General features: G+C 35.8%; 18 protein-coding genes and 1 pseudogene. 15 read left to right on the top strand and 4 right to left on the bottom strand.

Annotated features, from left to right (window positions below):
* Positions 1-115: 115 nt before the first annotated feature.
* A complete protein-coding gene (locus CCAND38_RS05240) occupies positions 116-1336 on the bottom strand; it encodes an aminotransferase class V-fold PLP-dependent enzyme (RefSeq protein WP_042344183.1) in 1221 nt (406 codons plus the stop codon).
* Positions 1337-1806: 470 nt separating this feature from the next.
* On the opposite strand from CCAND38_RS05240, the gene ybeY reads away from it, so the two are divergent.
* From ybeY to CCAND38_RS05185, 11 genes and pseudogenes are all read left to right on the top strand, one after another.
* Positions 1807-2229, top strand: coding sequence for an rRNA maturation RNase YbeY (gene ybeY, locus CCAND38_RS05235; RefSeq protein WP_042344181.1), 423 nt, complete (start codon positions 1807-1809; stop codon positions 2227-2229).
* A complete protein-coding gene (locus CCAND38_RS05230; RefSeq protein WP_042344180.1) occupies positions 2226-3167 on the top strand; it encodes a 2-hydroxyacid dehydrogenase in 942 nt (313 codons plus the stop codon). The genes ybeY and CCAND38_RS05230 overlap by 4 nt, the downstream gene beginning before the upstream one ends.
* Positions 3168-3694: 527 nt before the next feature.
* Entirely contained in the window at positions 3695-4804 is a 1110-nt protein-coding gene (gene dinB / locus CCAND38_RS05225; protein ID WP_082024958.1) for a DNA polymerase IV, read from the top strand.
* Between the two features lie 60 nt (positions 4805-4864).
* A complete protein-coding gene (locus tag CCAND38_RS05220; protein WP_042344179.1) occupies positions 4865-5569 on the top strand; it encodes a hypothetical protein in 705 nt (234 codons plus the stop codon).
* Positions 5570-5571: 2 nt separating this feature from the next.
* Entirely contained in the window at positions 5572-6378 is an 807-nt protein-coding gene (locus CCAND38_RS05215; RefSeq protein ID WP_042344176.1) for an SDR family oxidoreductase, read from the top strand.
* 42 nt (positions 6379-6420) lie between these two features.
* Positions 6421-7074, top strand: coding sequence for a fructose-6-phosphate aldolase (gene fsa, locus CCAND38_RS05210; protein WP_042344174.1), 654 nt, complete (start codon positions 6421-6423; stop codon positions 7072-7074).
* Between the two features lie 78 nt (positions 7075-7152).
* Positions 7153-7986: a 1,4-dihydroxy-2-naphthoyl-CoA synthase gene (locus CCAND38_RS05205; protein ID WP_042344173.1), complete on the top strand. Its 834-nt coding sequence runs from the start codon at positions 7153-7155 to the stop codon at positions 7984-7986.
* A gap of 34 nt (positions 7987-8020) precedes the next feature.
* Entirely contained in the window at positions 8021-9361 is a 1341-nt protein-coding gene (locus tag CCAND38_RS05200) for an AAA family ATPase (protein ID WP_042344172.1), read from the top strand.
* Between the two features lie 199 nt (positions 9362-9560).
* Entirely contained in the window at positions 9561-10277 is a 717-nt protein-coding gene (locus CCAND38_RS05195) for a PQLLE family protein (RefSeq protein ID WP_042344171.1), read from the top strand.
* Between the two features lie 118 nt (positions 10278-10395).
* The gene (locus tag CCAND38_RS05190) at positions 10396-11106 is read left to right on the top strand and encodes an SMI1/KNR4 family protein (protein WP_042344169.1); all 711 of its coding nucleotides are present in this window, start codon (positions 10396-10398) and stop codon (positions 11104-11106) included.
* A gap of 6 nt (positions 11107-11112) precedes the next feature.
* Positions 11113-11319: pseudogene (locus CCAND38_RS05185) on the top strand (1,4-dihydroxy-2-naphthoyl-CoA synthase); the annotation flags it as partial.
* A 141-nt stretch (positions 11320-11460) separates the two neighbouring features.
* Here CCAND38_RS05185 and CCAND38_RS11500 read toward each other — a convergent pair.
* Entirely contained in the window at positions 11461-12603 is a 1143-nt protein-coding gene (locus CCAND38_RS11500) for a pseudouridine synthase (RefSeq protein ID WP_082023481.1), read from the bottom strand.
* A 200-nt stretch (positions 12604-12803) separates the two neighbouring features.
* Here CCAND38_RS11500 and recR point away from each other — a divergent pair, with 200 nt between their 5' ends.
* From recR to CCAND38_RS05160, 4 genes are all read left to right on the top strand, one after another.
* Complete coding sequence (gene recR, locus CCAND38_RS05175; protein ID WP_042009899.1) at positions 12804-13421, top strand: recombination mediator RecR; 618 nt, start codon at positions 12804-12806, stop codon at positions 13419-13421.
* A gap of 202 nt (positions 13422-13623) precedes the next feature.
* A complete protein-coding gene (locus tag CCAND38_RS05170) occupies positions 13624-14910 on the top strand; it encodes a dihydrolipoamide acetyltransferase family protein (protein ID WP_042344166.1) in 1287 nt (428 codons plus the stop codon).
* 96 nt (positions 14911-15006) lie between these two features.
* Positions 15007-15357 (top strand): 4Fe-4S binding protein, encoded by a 351-nt coding sequence (locus tag CCAND38_RS05165; protein WP_042009903.1) that lies wholly within the window; start codon positions 15007-15009, stop codon positions 15355-15357.
* A 50-nt stretch (positions 15358-15407) separates the two neighbouring features.
* Positions 15408-15737, top strand: a complete 330-nt coding sequence (locus CCAND38_RS05160; protein WP_042344165.1) for a hypothetical protein — start codon at positions 15408-15410, stop codon at positions 15735-15737.
* 147 nt (positions 15738-15884) lie between these two features.
* Here the strand turns inward: CCAND38_RS05160 and CCAND38_RS05155 are convergent, their stop codons facing one another.
* Both CCAND38_RS05155 and CCAND38_RS05150 read right to left on the bottom strand, forming a co-directional pair.
* Entirely contained in the window at positions 15885-17090 is a 1206-nt protein-coding gene (locus CCAND38_RS05155; RefSeq protein ID WP_052458135.1) for a DUF4374 domain-containing protein, read from the bottom strand.
* An 83-nt stretch (positions 17091-17173) separates the two neighbouring features.
* Positions 17174-19498 carry a TonB-dependent receptor gene (locus CCAND38_RS05150; protein WP_042344189.1) on the bottom strand — a complete coding sequence of 775 codons (2325 nt, stop codon included), beginning with the start codon at positions 19496-19498 and terminating at the stop codon, positions 17174-17176.
* Positions 19499-19589: the final 91 nt, after the last annotated feature.

The raw sequence follows: 19589 nt of genomic DNA, 5'->3' as shown, positions 1-19589 counted from the left end.
TTTTTTTTTTTTTTTTTTTTTTTTTTTTTTGCGTTTTTATAAAAATCTGATTATCAGAATTCAATCGACTAGGTCTTTTGCACAATTATATCCGAAACAGAAGAGATTTGATACTTTAACTTAGCATCATATGAGCTTTTTTTAAAGCCTCGACAAAAGTATCAATTTCTTCAAAGGTATTGTAAACCGCAAAACTGACTCTAATTGTTCCTGGAATGCAAAAGAAATCCATAATAGGCTGAGTGCAATGGTGTCCTGTGCGAACGGCAATACCCAATTTATCCAGTATGCTTCCTACATCATACGGATGTATTCCTCTGAAATTGAACGATATAACTGCAGTTCGTTTACTCAAGTCAGGATTTCCATAAAGTTGAATATCTTCAAGTTCTTTTAGTTTTTCAACAGCGTATCTTAGCAAAGCTTGTTCGTGTTTGGCTATATTTTCGATACCTAATTCATGTATGTAATCAATTGCAGCTCCAAATGCAATACCCCCACAGATGTTAGGCGTTCCTGCTTCAAATTTATAAGGCAAATCAGCGTATGTTGAACCTTCGAAACGGACTTCTTTTATCATTTCGCCTCCACCTTGATAGGGAGGGATAGCATTTAACAATTCTTCTTTTCCATAAAGTATACCCACTCCTGTTGGCCCGTACATTTTATGAGCAGAAACAGCATAAAAATCAACATCAAGTGATTGAACATCAGGCTGGATATGAGGCGCGGATTGAGCACCATCAACCAAAACCTTAGCTCCTCTTTGATGAGCCTTTTCAATGATTTCAGCAATGGGATGTATATTTCCCAAAGCATTCGAAACATGTTGCACACACACAAGTTTTGTACTGAAAGTTAATAAGTTATCAAAGGATTCCATATTCCAAATCCCCTGTTCGTTCATCGGAATAACTTTCAGTGTAGCACCGGTGCGTTCGCAAACAAACTGCCATGGCACGATATTGCTATGATGTTCTGATGCCGATACTATGATTTCATCTCCTGATTTCAAAAGAGAAGTGTATCCGTTGGCAACCAAGTTAATGGACTCTGTTGTTCCCGAAGTAAAAATGATTTCACATGATTTTTTGGCATTGAAATGTTTTCGCAACTTTTCACGAGCTTGTTCGTAGGCATCGGTAGATTCCTGACTGAGAGTATGCACCCCGCGGTGGATATTGGCGTTAAGTTGAGTGTAGTAATTTACAATGGTATTAATTACTTGATTAGGAGTTTGCGAAGTGGCTCCATTGTCGAAATATATCAAGGGTTTGTTATTTACAAGTCGGTTCAGGATAGGAAAATCACTGCGTATTTGTTCAATTGATTTCATAGTATGTTTTTTGCGATTGAGTTCAAAAATGATTGCATTAGATAACAAAAAATAATTCCGCCAAAGGTATTTATTTTATTCTAAATAAACACTATCTTTGCCTCCTAAATGTTGTTATATATAAAAAAAACTATTGTCAAAATCATTTTTTGTCAGGCTTTGTAGGGGAATAAAATCATTAGAGTAATTTTGGTATCGAGACTACATGCTTTAAAGTGACTGCAAGTGATGAATTCCCATGGTCAGGTGAAATATTTTGATTAATTTTTTAATCACTTACACTTAAAAAAGGTAAATTATTCTTCTATTTATATTTAGTATACTTCCTTTTTATGTGTAATAAGGTAGAAATAGTAATATTTTCCAAGTCAGAAAACAATTTATGCTGTTTTTTGTTTTTTACTGGTAAATATCGAATGTTTACTGAAATTATGGAAATAGTAGCCTAATGCTTATTTAAATAAAAAAATATGATTTCTTTTTTTTCCGAAACAAAATTTAAGCTTCCGTACAAGAAAAACGATCTAAAATCGTGGGTAAAGATGATTTGTAATACTGAAAATCATAAAATTGGCGATATAAACTACATTTTTTGTAACGATGAGCAGTTACATAAAATCAATGTACAATATCTTAACCACGATACCTTAACGGATATTATTACTTTTGACTATACTGAAGATTTTCAAATTGCTGGAGATATTTATATCTCTGTGGAACGAGTGTGTGACAATGCTAATGATTTTGAGGTTTCTTTTAAGGAAGAGCTATTACGAGTCATGGCTCACGGCATATTGCATTTATGTGGCTATAAGGACAAATCCGAATCGGAAAGTCAGCAAATGAGACAAAAGGAAGAAGAAAAAATACGATTATTTACAGAAAAAGAATGAGAATACTCCATATTGACACGAATCATCCGTTAATAATAGAGCAACTTACTGCTCATGGATTTGAAAATCACGAAGATTATAAAAGTTCAAAATCCCAAATCGAAAGCAAAATCGACCAATATGATGGTGTCATCCTTCGCAGTCGGTTCGCAATTGATAAGTTGTTTTTGGATAAGGCAACTCGCTTAAAATTTATTGCCAGAGTAGGAGCAGGTCTTGAAAATATTGATTGTGAATACGCTGAGCAAAAGGGAGTTATGATAATATCCTCTCCCGAAGGAAATCGTAATGCGGTAGGCGAACACACTCTCGGAATGTTATTAGCGCTGTTAAATAAGTTTAAAAAATCGAATCGTGAAATTGAGCGAGGTGTGTGGCTACGTGAAGAAAATCGAGGGTCGGAATTAGATTATAAAACCGTAGGCATTATTGGTTACGGGAATATGGGAAAATCGTTTGCTCGAAAATTGAAAGGGTTTGATTGTCAAGTGATTTGTTATGACATAAAACCCAATGTAGGCGATGAAAACGCACGACAAGTGTCCTTGGATGAGTTTTTTGAACAATCGGATGTGGTGAGTTTACACACACCGCAAACCCCATTAACAACAAAAATGATGAATACTGATTTCATCCACAGGTTCAAAAAACCATTCTGGTTATTGAACACTGCACGAGGGAAAAGCGTTGTAACTGATGATTTGGTTGAAGCCTTAAAGTCAGGCAAAATCAAAGGAGCAGGGCTAGACGTATTAGAGTACGAGAAAACGTCCTTTGAGGATTTCTTTACTGATGAACTCCCTGCTTCGTTTAGATATTTATTAGAAGCTGACAATGTAATACTTACACCTCATATTGCAGGTTGGACTGCTGAAAGTAAGACAAAATTGGCACAGGTGATTGTGGATAAAATCATAGAGAATTTTTCAGAAAAATAATTTACTCTTGATGTTGTTTATTCAACCGTTTTATCTATTCGTGCTTTTTTGATTTTGTAAAATTTCTTTGTATAATTTAGTAGGTCTTTCTTGTGAAATGTACTGGAAAAATCAAAAAAAGACAGAATATTTTCGTTTTACGGTGGTTAAGGGAAGAAGAAGAGCGGATTGAAAGTGACTATACGACATTTAACGGACAAATGCAGGAAAAAAAATCAAGGCTCGTGCTATAATCTGGGTAATATACAAAAAATACATGAATTACTACAATCACACCCGTAACTAACCAAGTATCAGTATCGTTTTTACGTTTGAAGTTTGGAAGATGTAACTATTTTGAAATCCAAGGTTCTTTTTAAACCTAATGGAAAAGTAGAATATCAAAATAACTAATAAACTCAAATATTTTTATAATGGGCATAAAGGCTTATCTAAAAACAAAAGTATTCGACAATCGAAAGAATGAAAAAATAGCTTGAACTTGGTAAGTCTTATATTTTTGCATACTGAAATGCTTGGTAAATAAAATGGAATCTCTGACAGACATACCTTTGCGAAAAATCATCCATGTGGATATGGACGCTTTTTATGCTTCGGTGGAACAGCTCGATTTTCCACAGTTGCGAGGGAAACCCATAGCCGTAGGTAGCGAAAAGGAACGAGGAGTTGTAGCAGCTGCCAGTTATGAAGCACGAAGATACGGGGTGCGAAGTGCTATCAGTGGAGTTCAGGCAAAGAAACTATGTCCACAGCTCATTTTTGTGCCACCACGTTTTGAGCGCTATCGTGAAATTTCAATGCAAATTCGCTCTATTTTTTATGAATATACCGATTTGGTAGAACCCCTATCCTTGGATGAGGCTTACTTAGATGTAACTCACAATAAAAAGAATAATCCTTCAGCAACTTTTTTGGCTCAAGAAATTCGTCAGCGTATTTTCGAAACCACGGGACTTACCGCTTCAGCAGGTGTCTCCGTCAATAAATTTGTAGCCAAAATAGCCAGTGATTTTAACAAGCCTAATGGACAAAAAACGGTACCTTTGGAAGAAGTGCAAGGTTTTTTAGATGTTTTGGACATTAAAAAATTTCATGGTATAGGAAAGGTTACAGCTGAAAAAATGTATCTGAATGGAATTTTCACGGGTAAAGATTTGAGAGAAAAATCTTTAGAGTTCTTAGAACTTCATTTTGGTAATAGAGGAACTTACTTCTATGAATTAGCACGAGGTATCCACCTGAGTGAAGTTAAATCATATCGATTGCCAAAGTCATTAGGCGTTGAACATACCTTTGAGAAAAACATTACCAGTGAGGTGTTTATGGAAGAAAAACTAACAGTGATCGCTAAAGAATTAAGTCAGCGGTTACAACGTAAAAAGATAGCGGGGAAAACCGTAACACTAAAAATCAAGTATGGTAATTTTTCAATTAATACCCGTAGTAAAACCTTATTGCATTATGTTGATAAAGAGGAGGATATATCTTATCATGCTAAAGAATTACTCTATAAACAACCTTTAGAGGATTCAGTTCGTCTGTTAGGAATATCGTTGGCAAATTTAAACAACATACCTGAAAAAAAAGAAAAAAATATGCCGAGGTATGTCCAGTTGAAACTGATTTTTCCGCAATAAAAAAACAAAATAAGGATTTAATTTTTATATTTGCAGGAGTGAATAATAAAAAAAGTTGATATGAATAGACAATGGTTGATTTTCGTAATGTGTTTGTTTTCATTGCCTGTATTTTCACAGCAAAAGCATGTTTATTTGAACGATGATTTAGAATATATTTCAGCTAAGAAATTCAATGACTACAGAAAATCGAATAATCACTATATCCTAACTTATGAATTGGATTCAGTAGTAATGCACGTGCAGGTTCAACGAGTTAAAAGAGGAAAAATAACTCTTGAACAGTTAGCAGTAATTCGTACCGAATTGTCTGGATTTTCGGGTCAATCCGTTCCCGAGAAAAACATTATTGTAGTAAATTATCATCACGGGAAGGATCCTTGTAATGATTCTCCTGAAGATTCGAGCTACTATGCTTTGATTAAAGATTATTTGAAAAAAATACAAAAGAAGAAAGATGTAAGTCAGTTTTTTGTTTATAACGAACGAGATGGAATCAAAGATTATGGGAAGAAAATCACTTGGCTGGAGGATAAAAATAAAACATTACGTGATTTATTCTTTCCGTTACAATATCCTTGTGGGAGTTTTGTTCTGATAGACGCTGAAGGAAATTATTATGTTCAAAAAGGAGAATATTCAAATCATTATATTCTTGATATACTACGAGATAAATCGAATATAACCAACGAAAGTAGCCATATTAAAAAGGGTGAAACGAATCGCACTCCTCGAAGAGTAGAGGTAAGGGCTATTAGACAATAGTAATGAAAAACGGAAAAATAGTTTTAATCACCGGAGCAACTTCGGGAATAGGCAAAGAAACGGCGTTACTCCTTAAAGAAAAAGGATTTACTGTTTATGGAACAGCTCGGAATGTAGAAGGTAAATCTCTACCTTTTCGGCTTTTGCCTATGGATGTACGCTGTAAAGAAAGTGTCGATAAGGCAATCCAAAGCATTCTCTCTGAAGTAGGTAAAGTTGATATACTGATCAATAATGCAGGTGTAGGAATTTCAGGAGCCGTGGAAGAATTACCTTCCGAAGAGCTTGAAAATGTGTTCGCTACGAATTTTTTTGGAGCCATTTACTTGATTCAAAAAGTACTTCCTACAATGCGAAATCGAAAAAGTGGATTGATTATCAACGTTACTTCCATAGCAGGGTATATGGGATTGCCCTTTCGGGGAGCCTATTCAGCAAGTAAAGGAGCTTTAATGCTGATGTCAGAAAGTTTACGAATGGAATTAAAAAATTTTGGAATCCAAGTGACAACTATCGCACCAGGAGACTACGCTACCGATATTGCTTCTCGACGTTATCATGCGCCTGTGAAAGAAGGTTCTGCTTATAGAGAAAAATATCAAAAATCTTTAGATTTGATGAATAAGCATGTAGATTCGGGAGGAAATCCCATTGAAATGGCAGAAAAAATATATAAAATTATAAAAACCAAGCACCCTAACGTACATTATAAACAAGGTAACTTCTTACAAAAGTTTTCCATTGTACTTAAACGTGTTTTACCAAGTAAAACCTACGAGCGAATGTTGATGAAACATTATGAATTGTAGAGAATAGGTAACCTTAAACTTTGAACTCAAATAAGCAATATTATGAAATTTTTTATTGACACAGCAAATTTAGATCAAATCCGTGAAGCTCAAGATTTAGGAGTTTTAGATGGAGTAACGACCAATCCTTCATTAATGGCAAAGGAAGGTATCACAGGCACAAACAACATTTTAAAGCATTATATAAATATTTGTGACATTGTCGATGGAGATGTTTCTGCAGAGGTAATTGCTACTGATTATGAGGGGATTGTCAAAGAGGGGACGGCCTTGGCAGAGTTGCATCCACAAATAGTGGTGAAAATACCAATGATTAAAGATGGTATCAAAGCTATCAAATATTTTTCAGACAGAGGAGTTAAAACTAATTGTACGCTAGTATTCTCGGCAGGACAAGCTTTGTTGGCAGCCAAAGCAGGAGCTACGTATGTATCTCCTTTTATCGGGCGGTTAGACGATATTTCCAGCGATGGACTTACTCTGATTGAAGATATCCGACTTATATATGATAATTACGGATTTGAGACTGAAATTTTAGCTGCTTCTGTTCGTCATACGATGCATATTATGCAATGTGCCAAAATAGGTGCGGATGTGATTACAGCTCCGCTATCCGCAATTGTGGGACTACTAAAACATCCATTAACTGATAGTGGTTTAGCTCAATTTTTAGCAGATTATAAAAAAGGGAATTAACTAATAATGAACAATTTTATAAAGTATAATCTCTCAAAATTGTTCATTAAATAAATTGTTTATTATTGATTACAACATATGAATTGGCAAACTGTAAAAGAATACGAAGATATTACCTACAAAAAATGTAACGGCGTAGCGAGAATCGCCTTTAACCGACCAGAAGTACGTAACGCATTCCGCCCAAAAACCACCTCTGAGCTTTACGACGCTTTCTATCACGTGTACGAAGATGCGAGTGTAGGCGTGGTGATCCTCACGGGGGAAGGTCCCAGCCCCAAAGATGGCGGACACGCATTTTGTAGCGGTGGCGACCAAAAGGCTCGTGGTCATCAAGGTTATGTAGGCGAAGACGGCAGACACCGACTCAACATATTAGAAGTACAGCGACTTATCCGATTTATGCCCAAAGTGGTCATCGCGGCGGTAAACGGATGGGCAGTAGGTGGCGGACACTCGCTTCACGTGGTGTGCGACCTCACCTTAGCCAGTAAAGAACACGCAATTTTCAAACAAACCGATGCCGATGTTACCAGCTTTGATGGAGGCTATGGCTCGGCATATTTGGCAAAAATGGTAGGACAGAAAAAAGCTCGTGAGATTTTCTTTTTAGGGAGAAATTACTCCGCACAAGAGGCTTTTGAAATGGGGATGGTGAATAAAGTAGTACCTCACGCTCGTTTGGAAGAGGAAGCGTATGAATGGGCTCAAGAAATCCTTGCTAAGTCGCCAACTTCTATCCGTATGCTGAAATTCGCAATGAACCTCACCGACGACGGAATGGTAGGGCAACAAGTCTTTGCAGGAGAAGCCACTCGCCTTGCCTATATGACCGACGAAGCCAAGGAAGGACGAAACGCTTTCCTCGAAAAACGAAAACCTGACTTTGGGGAGAATCAGTGGATTAGTTAAATATATTTTAATAATATGGTTCTTCTTTTTTATTATGAATATTAAAACAGTAGATGATATTAGAAAGATAAGAGGTGATATTAGGGAGAAAATAAAGACTCTCAATTTAAAACAATTCCAAAATCAAACATTTGGACAAGAAAATGAGTATTCTTATCGAGGTTTGATAGGAGGAATAGAATCTTTACTGACAGATTTATCAACACTTACACAGCATAAAAATAAGTTTTTGAAACTATCAGATTATGATGAGAGAAGAAATATTATTTCCACTTTAAATAACATTCTGTCTTATCTTGAAAATCCGAGCAATTTATATAGTTATGTCAATAATTTAAAGAAAATCCTTCGTAATTACAATGTTAGAAATTTTTCTGAGCATCAAATAGAATTTGAAAAAGAGATAGAGAATGTCAGAAAAATAAAAATGGAGTTGAAAGATGTTCTGAGAGACGCTTTAATGTTTAAAATGGAGATAAATAAGAATTCTAATTTAATCAAAGAAACACAAGAAGATATAGATAAAAAGTTAGAGAACTCTATAGAAACTTTCAAAGAAATTTCTCAAAAACTAAAAGAGATGTCTAATGAGACAGATAAGCAACAAACTTTAAATGAGGATTTAGATTCAATAAAAAGAGATGCTGAAATTAGTTTGGACACTATTTCAGAATTTGAAAAGGAGGCAAGTTCAAACAATAAATTGATACAGACATTTGCTGAAAATATTCATAGTAGAGATAAAAGGCTCGCTCAAATTGAAGCAGAAACCAATTCTATTTCAGAAAAATTAAAAAAATACGAAGAAGAAAGAAAAAGCATACTAAAAGAGGCTCAAAATCTAATAGAGACAGCTAAACAAGCATTAAACTATAAAACGGCAGAAGGATTAAGTGCTGCATTTTCTACCCAGCACGAACAAGCTAATAAATGGTATTATTGGGTTTGGTGGATTGTAGGGGCAGGAGTTTGTTTATGTGGAACTCTTGGTTTAGGACTGTGGGTTATGTACAATATTCAAGACCAATGGTTTATGATTTTGGGAAGAATATTGTTATTGCCTATTCCTATTATTGGAGCTGTATTTTGTGCCAATCAGTATACGAAACAAAAGAATATTATAGAAGATTATGCCTATAAACAAACGATTGCTAAAGCTATTGTTGGATTTTCTGAAGAATTAAATAAAAATGGTAAAGATGGAGACAACTCAGAATATGTAAATTATATAAAACAAGCACTTACAGAAATACATAAAGACCCTTTACGAAGTAGGAAAGAAGATAAACCTCTTCTTAATTTGAAAAATAATCAACTAGAACAACTTATAGAACTTGCTAAAAAAATTATAGAGATAGGAAAAAGTAATACTTAAATAAGTGTGATGTTATCAGAAAGTAAAAATAATCTATAAAAATCAATTTTCGCTGACCGAAATCCATTTTTGACTGACCGAATATCATTTTTTGATGACCAAAACTCATTTTTCAGTGCCGAAAACCTATTTTTGTAAGACCAATATTCAAAAAATAACCACTTAATATAATTTTATCATTAACTAAATCCATTTTATTATGAACGAAAACGAAAACAAAAAGACCACAGAGGGAAATGCTACGGCAAACCAGCCGAAAAAAGCCACCAAGAGCCAGTATATGAATGCCGATGCGAAGATTCAGCAAATGAAACTGGTGTTTTCTAATGCCAAACTCCCCGAAATCTTACCACAATTGCAAACTTTGGGTTATACCGAAGAGAAGCTTAATGACTACCTAAAAAAGGTAGCCGAACTGGAACAATTGGCTCAAAACCAAAAGAAAGAATACGCCGAGCAGTATGCCGAAACGGAAAAATTTGATGCCAAAAGAAAACAAATCAATGAACTTTACATTCGTCATTTATCGTTCTGTAAAATTTTATTTAAAGGAGATACTTTAGCAGCCAAAACATTAGAGTTCGCAGGGGAAAGAAAATATGCCTATGCTTCTTGGCATCAGCAGGTAAGCAATTTCTATGGACAACTGTTGGGCAATTCGGACTTCTTGGCAAAAGTAGGTACTATCAACATCACACAAACCAACTTGGAGACTCAAAAAACGGCTTTGCAGGAGCTATCTACCTTAAAAGAAAATCAGAAAAAAGAGGCTGGCGAAGCCCAAAAAGCTACTGAAATCCGCGATGAAGCGTTGGACAAACTTTACCCTAGCTATACCGAGCTGGTGGCGTATGCCAAAGTTCTCTTCCAAGACGACCAAATCCTGGAAGCATTGGGTATTGTAGTGAAAAGATAGGTGATTTGTAAAACCCAAAACCTGACTTCGGGGAGAATCAGTGGATTTCGTAGGGGGCAATGGTTAATAATTACCTGTCCTTACAACCACCATTTAAAAAAATATAAAGTGAATTTATATGGAACTAAAAAAATCTTTTCCAAAATTAAACGATGAATTGCTAAAAAAAGTAGAACGAATTTTAGCCGAGAAATTTGATTATAAAAATATTCCAAGTGATTACAAAAACTTTTTACTTAAAAACAATGGTGGTTATGTTTCGCCTGGCTTTGTTGATGATAGCGATACTTTTAAGCATACACACGAAATCGTTTTTAATACACCTTTAAAATGGAGCAAAGATAATAATAGACCTGTAACGCCCACTTTGGTATCGTTTTTTGCTGTTTGGTTGGAAGAAGATATGAACGGAAATGGAGTGGAGGATTGGAATTTGCCAGAACTCATTTTATCAAACGTACATTCAAAATACGATTTTGATGTTTTACCAGATAAGATGATGTCTATCGGTAAATGTGAGCATCCTGATGCTGCTGATATGTTATGTTTATCACTTGACAAACAAGACTATGGTGCAGTGTATTATTACTATGGAATGTGCGACCACCCTGCACTTTTTCACGGTGATTTTTATCAAAAAGCAAGTGATAAAGTAGTGGAAAAGTATGGGTTATCCGATGAAGATTTGTACAATCTTGACGAAGATAATCCGCAAGATACAACTATTATCAACGAACTGAAAAAGGCTGTTTTTGTAAAAGTTGCCAATTCGTTCAGTGAGTTTTTGGACAAATGCAAAATCGCCAAAGTGGAAGATTTGTATGCTTAAAATGTGGCTTGGGAAATCCTTGCTAAATCTCTAACTTCTATCCGTATGCTGAAATTTTCGATAAACCTCACCGACGACAGAATGGTAGGGCAACAAGTTTTCGCAGTAGAAGCCACTCGCCTTGCCTATATGACCGACGAAGCCAAAGAAGGACGCAACGCCTTTTTACAAAAACGCAAACCTGACTTTGGCGAGAATCAGTGGATTTTGTAGATAGAGAGAACCCTCAAATTTTCATGGATGCCAGATATCTCAAAACTGTAAATTGAATGTCTTTTAAGTTTAAGTATCTGATGATTACTTCAAAAATGGTATGATAAAAATTTGAGGGTTTTATTTTTTTAATAAGTATGTTTACTTTATATTTCTTAAATTAATAATTTCCTGTTGAGTCAATTTTCGCCAATGTCCCCGAGGAAGGTCTTTTTTAGTAAGTCCAGCGAACACAACGCGGTCTAATTTTTCAATTTCATACCCCAGATGTTCGAAAATACGACGGACAATACGGTTTCTTCCGCTGTGAATTTTAACACCTATTTCATTTTTAGGTTTGTCGTTCACATAGCTGATTTCATCTACTTGAATAAACCCATCCTCAAGTTCAATTCCCTCTTCAATTTTTATAAAATCTTTGTAGTCTAACTTACGGTCAAGAACCACGTGATATATTTTTCGTACACCATGTGTTGGATGTGTTAATTTTTTTGCTAAATCACCGTCATTAGTTAGTAATAAAAGTCCTGTGGTAGGTCTGTCCAAACGTCCAACAGGCAGAATACGAGCCGTAGTAGCATTGGCAACTAAATCCATCACAGTTTTACGACCTTTTTCGTCACTTGTAGTGGTGATAAATCCTTTTGGTTTGTTTAATAAAATGTATTCTTTCTTTTCCGAAGAAATCACTTTTCCGTCGAATTTTACTACATCGGTAGGTTGTACACGATATCCTAATGTAGTCATTACCTGTCCGTTTACCTCCACGTTTCCCGCAGCAATGTAGATATCAGCATTTCGACGAGAACAGATTCCTGCATTGGCGATATATTTATTCAGGCGTATCTCCCCAGTTTCTGGAGTGTTGTCCTGTTGTTCAATCTCGGTGTTGTAATTTTTTTTGATAAACGGTTTCTTATAACTGTTGTTTCTTTTGAAATTCGGATTGTAGGATTTTTTGTACCCCCCTTCGTTGGAAGCATCTTTGAAATTTGGATTGTACGGTTTTCTGTATCCCCCTTCGTTGGAGGTGTCTTTGAAGTTTGGATTGTACGATTTTTTGAAACCGCTGTTTGTTTTAGTTCGGTCTGAATTGTATTCTTTTTTGTTGTAAGTACGCTCCGATGATCCATACTCTTTTTTAGTGTAGTAAGGTTTGTCAGAAGAGCGTTCCGAGTTTCCATATTCTTTCTTTTGGAATGAGTTGTTTGAATATTCTCTCTTTTTGTAAGAATTATTGCTACGTTGTGAGTTAGTGTTGTTACTGGAATATTTTTTTTCCATAAATTCTCTATTTATTTAATGATGTATTTTATGTTTTAGAACCAGAAAGCGTTCGAAACCGTAATGTATTACAAAGGCTTTATATCACTATAAAACTTTTGAATGTGCAAAGATACTACATAGAAATGACATAGCATGTTTTTTTGTAAGAAATATTTTTAAAAAGGCAAAGCTCAAAACTTTTTTCATATCTTTGCGGTATGGAATTTTCGTCAAAAATTTTAGAAAATGCGGTGTATGAGATATCGCAACTTCCTACAATAGGAAAGCGAACTGCTTTGCGGTTAGCTTTACATCTGTTAAAACAACCTGAGGAGCAATCTGCTAGGTTGGCATCAGCTTTGATTAATTTGCGAACACAGATTCAGTACTGTAAAAAATGCCATAATATTTCTGATGTAGAAATCTGTGACATATGTAACAATTCGAGCAGGGAAAACGGTATTGTATGTGTAGTAGAAGATTTTAGAGATGTGATTGCGATTGAAAATACGGGGCAATTTTTTGGGCAATATCATGTTTTGGGAGGGAAAATTTCTCCTATTGATGGCGTAGCTCCGTCAAGTTTACACATTCAGTCATTAGTCGAAAAGGTAGCATCGGGTAAGATTAAAGAACTTATTTTTGCACTGAGTAACACTATGGAAGGTGATACCACAAATTTTTATATTTATAAACAAATTGAACAGTACGATGTGGTGATATCCACTATAGCTCGTGGAATTTCCGTTGGGGGAGAGTTGGAGTATGCCGATGAGGTTACTTTGGGACGGAGTATAACTCAACGAATTCCGTTCGAATTAGCTCTGAAAGGGTAAAAATTAAGGATTGTAGAGAGTCAGTCGGTTTATTTTTGAAAAGGATATTTCTTGAAGGTAAATAGATAGGATTTGGGCTTTGCTACTTCTTTAAACTCCTTGGTTTTATGATTGTTTTTTTTCGAAAGTCGAGGTACTTGTGAAAAATATTTTGAACGACAAATAAAAAAAGAATCTTTAAATTTTAAATAAAGAACAAGAAATGGCTAAATACGAATTAAAACTACCTCAAATGGGGGAGAGTGTTGCAGAGGCGATTGTAACGAATTGGTTAAAAAAAGTAGGAGATACAGTCGAGGTCGATGAAGGAATTGTGGAAGTTGCTACAGATAAAGTCGATTCTGAAGTGCCTTCGGAAGTGTCGGGAGTAGTCGTTGAATTGCGTTTTGAAGTTGACCAAGTCGTGAAAATTGGTGAGGTTATGGCAATCATCGAAACGGAGGCTTCAGCAGAAGCTGTTGCTACACCTACGGTTGAGACCACTGCTAAAGTTATAGAAAAAGAAATTGAACAATTACAGCAGAATGTGACTAAAACAGATGTTGTTGTAAGTGGTTTAAAATCAGATAGATTTTATTCTCCTTTGGTGAAAAGTATCGCTCAAAAGGAAGGAATTTCACTGCAAGAGCTTGATCAAATCAAAGGCACAGGAGCAGATAATCGGGTAACTAAAAACGATATGCTATCCTACTTAGAAAATCGGGAGAAACAAACAGTAAATAGGTCTGCTGAGTTGCCTCAAAACAAGGTGGCAGAGGTAAAGGCGACATCTTTCCAAAAAGGAGACGAACGCATTGAGATGTCGCGTATGGGCAAACTCATCGCCGAGCATATGGTACATAGTAAACACACTTCACCTCATGTTCAGAGTTTTACAGAGGTGGATGTTACCCGTATCTGGAATTGGCGTAATAAAGTCAAAAAAGCATTTGAAGCCCAAGAAGGAGAGAAATTTACGTTTACCCCTATCTTTATGGAAGCTGTTGCTAAAGCTTTGAAAGACTATCCGATGATGAATATTTCATTAGAAGGGACGACCATTATTAAGAAAAAAAATATTAATATTGGTATGGCTACTGCATTGCCTGATGGAAACCTCATTGTTCCAGTAATCAAAAACGCTGATCAGTTGAATTTACGAGGAATGACTAAAGTAGTCAATGATTTAGCAAAACGTGCAAGAGCCAATCAGTTAAAGCCAGATGAAATCAAAGACGGAACCTATACCGTGACCAATATCGGGTCGTTTGGTAATGTTTTCGGAACACCGATTATCAACCAACCTCAAGTCGGAATTTTGGCAATTGGAGCTATTCGGAAAACACCTGCAGTTATTGAAACGCCCGAGGGAGATGTGATAGGTATTCGTTATAAAATGATGCTTTCGCATAGCTATGACCATCGGGTTGTCAATGGAGCTTTGGGAGGTATGTTTGTGCAACGTGTAGGCGAATATCTCGAAAATTGGGATATGAATCGAGACATTTAATCAATTTGAAACCATTCTAAATTTCAAAAAATGAGCGTGAGAGATATAGAAAATATGTATCTTTGCCCCTAGTTTTTGAATTTAATAGGTAAATCTATGGCCATTAAGATTACAGAGGATTGCATAAATTGTGGAGCTTGTGAGCCTGAATGTCCCAATAATGCCATTTATGAAGGAGCTGATGATTGGCGTTACAGTGACGGAACTGCACTCAGTGGAGGGGTGGTTTTGCCAAACGGAAAGCAGGTCGATGCGGATGAAGTACAACAACCCGTGAGCGATGATTTCTATTTTATCGTAGTGGATAAATGTACCGAATGTATTGGTTTTCACGAAGAACCACAGTGTGCGGCAGTTTGTCCCGTGGATTGTTGTGTTCCAGATGAAGATAATAAGGAAACTCAAGAGGAACTCACTGCAAAAAAGAAATTTTTACACAATGAGTAAAAAATACAAAAAGGCTATCGATTTTGCGATAGCCTTCTTTATTAAAGCCTATGAAATTCATTGTTAATCGTCTTCTTGTTCCCAAAGGATACTCAGGGATAACTCTGTTTCCTTTTGTATTCGTATCCAGAAAGGAGTGTTTAAACGATCCACAGTTTTTGAATCACGAAAAAATACACCTCCAACAACAAAAAGAACTATTGGTAGTCTTCTTTTATCTGTGGTACGTACTTGATTTTCTTTTTAAATATATCAAATACCGAAATTGGCAAAAGGCATACCACAACATCATTTTTGAGCGAGAAGCTTACCATAATCAAGACAATCTCAATTATTTAAACAGTCGGAAACGGTTTGCATTTCTGAAAAAGGATATTTAAGGTGTCAGAATATTGCTTTTCGATGTTGTAATTCCCACAGTTTTATAGAAAATATTCATGTCTGTGAAAAATTTATGAAATTGTCGATGATTCTAAACGTATAAATTCTTAAGCCTTACAGACTTTATCTGTACATGGGCAAGATATTTATTCTCCAAACCAATAGAAAAACTTAGGGAATCCTTCTACTTTGATGATAGGTTCAGTACTTACTTTACCCGTAGAGAGGTCGTAAGTGTAAAACCCCTTAGAGGTTTGGTTAATAGAACCGAATAAAAATGTATTGTTTTTATAAATTCCCATTCCTGTAGAATAACCATTGGCAACAGGTATTCCTTTGATGAGAGTTACTTGTTTGCTACTTAAATCTACTTTTACAGGAGCATACATAACTGCTAAAGGACTCATTTGTTGGTCTGGGGTATATTCTTTAATAGCCACATATCCGTAGGTTATGTTGTTTTTAATATATCGAGCGGGAAGGAAATAGGAAATTTTCCCAGGAGCATCAGCAACTGTAATGTCATCAAATTTCATTGAGAAAGTAGGGTCAATATCAGTTTCTCCGGCTTTGATTCTTAAAAATCCTCCTCCAAATCCATCTACTTGACCAAAAGCTCCAATACAAACGAGGTAAATATTTTTATGTTCGTCCATCAAGATTCTGTCACCTGGATGGGTAGGAAAAGATAATCCTGAGGCTGTTTCCTTGATATGTTTTTCTATGGCATCTGTTTGGGTGTTGATTATCAGTACTTCAACCGCTTTTTCTTGTGGAAGCCAAGTTCCTGCTTTCCATTGTCCTAAGGTTACGAATAGTAAATTGTCGCGAATAATCATACCCGAAGGCTCAGGATTGGGGTCACCATAGGTGTTTAGGTCTATTTCACCTGTTTTTACCATCGTTGTAGGGTTGAAAATAAATATTTTACCTAAGCCTGTAAGTCCTAAATAAGCCTTGGTATCATTTACGACAGTTAGGTGTGTTGCTTGTGAGTTCCCAGGTAAAGACATGGTAGCCGATTTTTTCAATACCCCATCTTCACGGACGAATTTGGTTAATTCAGAAGCGTCCGTTCCAAAAAAACTTGGGAAAGTAAATATCCAGTTTTTATGCACAGAGGGAGGAGTGATGGGGCTAATTGGAAAGGCATTCTGATTACTTACCGTTTTCGGAGAAATATCGTCCAACAATTGGATGTAACCACTTCCTGAGAGGTCATTATTTACTACCGTAGCTTCTATTAAAATTTCTCCTTTACCTGACATAGCATCAGGAGTTTCATTCTCTTTATCGCAACTTACTGCGAAAAATGTTGCTAAACAAGCAACTAACATTGCATTTTTTTTCATTGTATTTCATTTTTATAAGTTAATTAATGTATTTTCAGTTAGTACGGTTCTAAGTGTACTTCGTTGCTTTTGTTCTTCACTTTTTACATTCGATATCGCAACTTAAGACCAAAATTACGTCCTGGAAGCGGACGATTAAACTCTGAAATTACTTTTTCGTTTGTTAAATTATTCATTCGGAATGAAAGCAATATTTTTCCGTTTCTGAATCCGTGTTCAATACCAAAATTGAATGTTAAACTACGAGGTATGCGACGTTCTTGATGCTTACTTACCTCAAAATCATACCAATATCCTTCTATGAAAGAAGTGTCCAACATCAATCTCGTGTTTTGATTTTGTCCACCCAAAATATTTTTTTTGTGATATTCCAAGCCCATATTGCTCAAAAAATAGGGAATGTTGGGCATCCGTTTGCCTTTGGTCACGTTGGGGATAGAGGTATTGGGTTCATAATCGCGCATGTCTCGAAGATCTTGATACGTAAGATTCACATATCCGTACAGAGAAGGAAAAATATCCGCTTTGGCATCAAACTCTACTCCAAAAGAACGCATCTCACCAAAATTCTCATAAAAAGACTGTAGCAGACCTCCTGTATATCGAATCATATTGGTTAAATAAGAATAAAAACCTGTTAGTTCTATTTCCAATCGTTTGTCTGTTAAGGTGTTTTTGTGAAATAGTAATCCTATATTAGCATTTGTTCCACGTTCAGGCAATAGGTTACTGGCAGGAGCTGTTAAAAATCCATCGCCCAAAAGTTCATTGTCCGAAGGTAAGCGGACGTCATAGGCTACGGAACTTTTAATCATCAAATTATCTGTAAAATTGTATCGTATGGCATTATTTATTCCCCAATTTCCTTCGGAAATATTAATGTCTTTCACACCTCCAAGCCCTAACAGACCTGCTTGTTTGGCATCGCTCTTATAATGGTAGTATTTTCCTGTTAAAGAATTAAGCCACTTTTTGTTACGACTACTTAAATCATAAGAAATTCCTGCAACCCAGCTAATCATTTTATTATCAAAATCGGTTCGATAGCCTATAATTTGTTCTTTTACAGGGTCAAAAGGTGAATTTTTGATGTGATTTAATTGTGAATTGAAGTTTATATTTTGATTTTCACTGATTATGTAATTGAGATTTAATCGATTGTTTAATGCAAGGTTTTTCCGATAAGAGTCCGAAGCATACAATCCTATTTCTCCGCTGGAAGGATAGGACATTCCATCCCAGTTGTACCTCATCATGGAGGTGTCATTCAAATTGAATTCTGCACTACTGATGGTTGTATTCATATCAAAATCCAATCCTGTGATGAGAAAGTTATCTTTTTCAAGTTCATTGATAAAGGCGAACACGTTAGTTTTGCTGAAAGCGTGTTTGATGTTAGTTTCAATACCCTGTATTTGTTGGTCAGTTTGGATGGTAACCGCTTCTATTGATATTTCGTCGAACCACCATTTGGTGGCTTTAAAACCTGTTCCAATAAGCATTTTGCGATGTCGGTCATGGTCACGTTTAACGCGAAGTCCACGGTGATGGGGCAAATCCATTTCATAATCATTGTCCGAATATGTGTAATTTGCTGATGCTCCGAACTCTATTCCGGCATCTTTAAGATTACTCTTACCCATCATTTGAATTTTGTGTGTATTAAATGACGCTATTTCGTAGCTTACATCATAGTATAAAGGTGGATATTCCTTTGTAATCATATTTACAGCACCTCCCATTGCGGAGCCTCCGAGTCGAGCGGGAACAATGCCTTTGTAAATTTCTACACGTTCGATGAGGTCAATAGGTATATCATGAAGCGATACATAATCGGAGAATAACCCTATGGGCGAATCGTCCAAGAAAACACCGATACGTTTGCCCTCCAATCCTCGAACTGAAATGCGAGAAGCACTTCCTACGCCACCTGTGTTGCGAATGGTAACTCCTACAGTTTTGTTTAATACATCATTGAGAGAACTTGTTGTACCTTCAAATTGTTTTGAATTAATCACCGAAACGGTCATGGCACTGTTTCGTAAGATACGTTCTTCATTTTTCTGAGCCTTTACTACCACTTCACTGAGAGATTCTACCTCTGGTTTTAGGCTTACGTTTATGGTTTTATCTCCTTCAATGGAAATTTTTATTGTTTGAGTTTCATAACCAAGGTAAGACACGATAAGGGTATGCGTTCCATGCGGAATCTTTTCTATCCGGAAAAATCCTTTACTATCCGAAATCACTCCTTTTTGAAATTCTCTGAAGTAAACCTCAGTAGCAGGAAGCGGTTTTTTGGTGGATTCATCAAATACAAAACCTGATAAATTGCCCAATTGAGTTTGTGAGTAGGTAATGAAAATGAAAACAAAAAAAATGAAAACAGATAAAAATTGCTTTGACATATGATTATTTAATTTTGTTCTAAATAAATTTGTGTATGCAAAATTAGTTTGTATTTTTGCTAATGAGTTTAATCTAACGGATATTTTTTTT

This window comes from Capnocytophaga canis, from assembly GCF_000827555.1.
Classification (GTDB): Bacteria; Bacteroidota; Bacteroidia; order Flavobacteriales; family Flavobacteriaceae; genus Capnocytophaga; species Capnocytophaga canis.
Note: the sequence above shows the minus strand (reverse complement) of the source record. Positions and strands in the feature narration are given on the sequence as shown.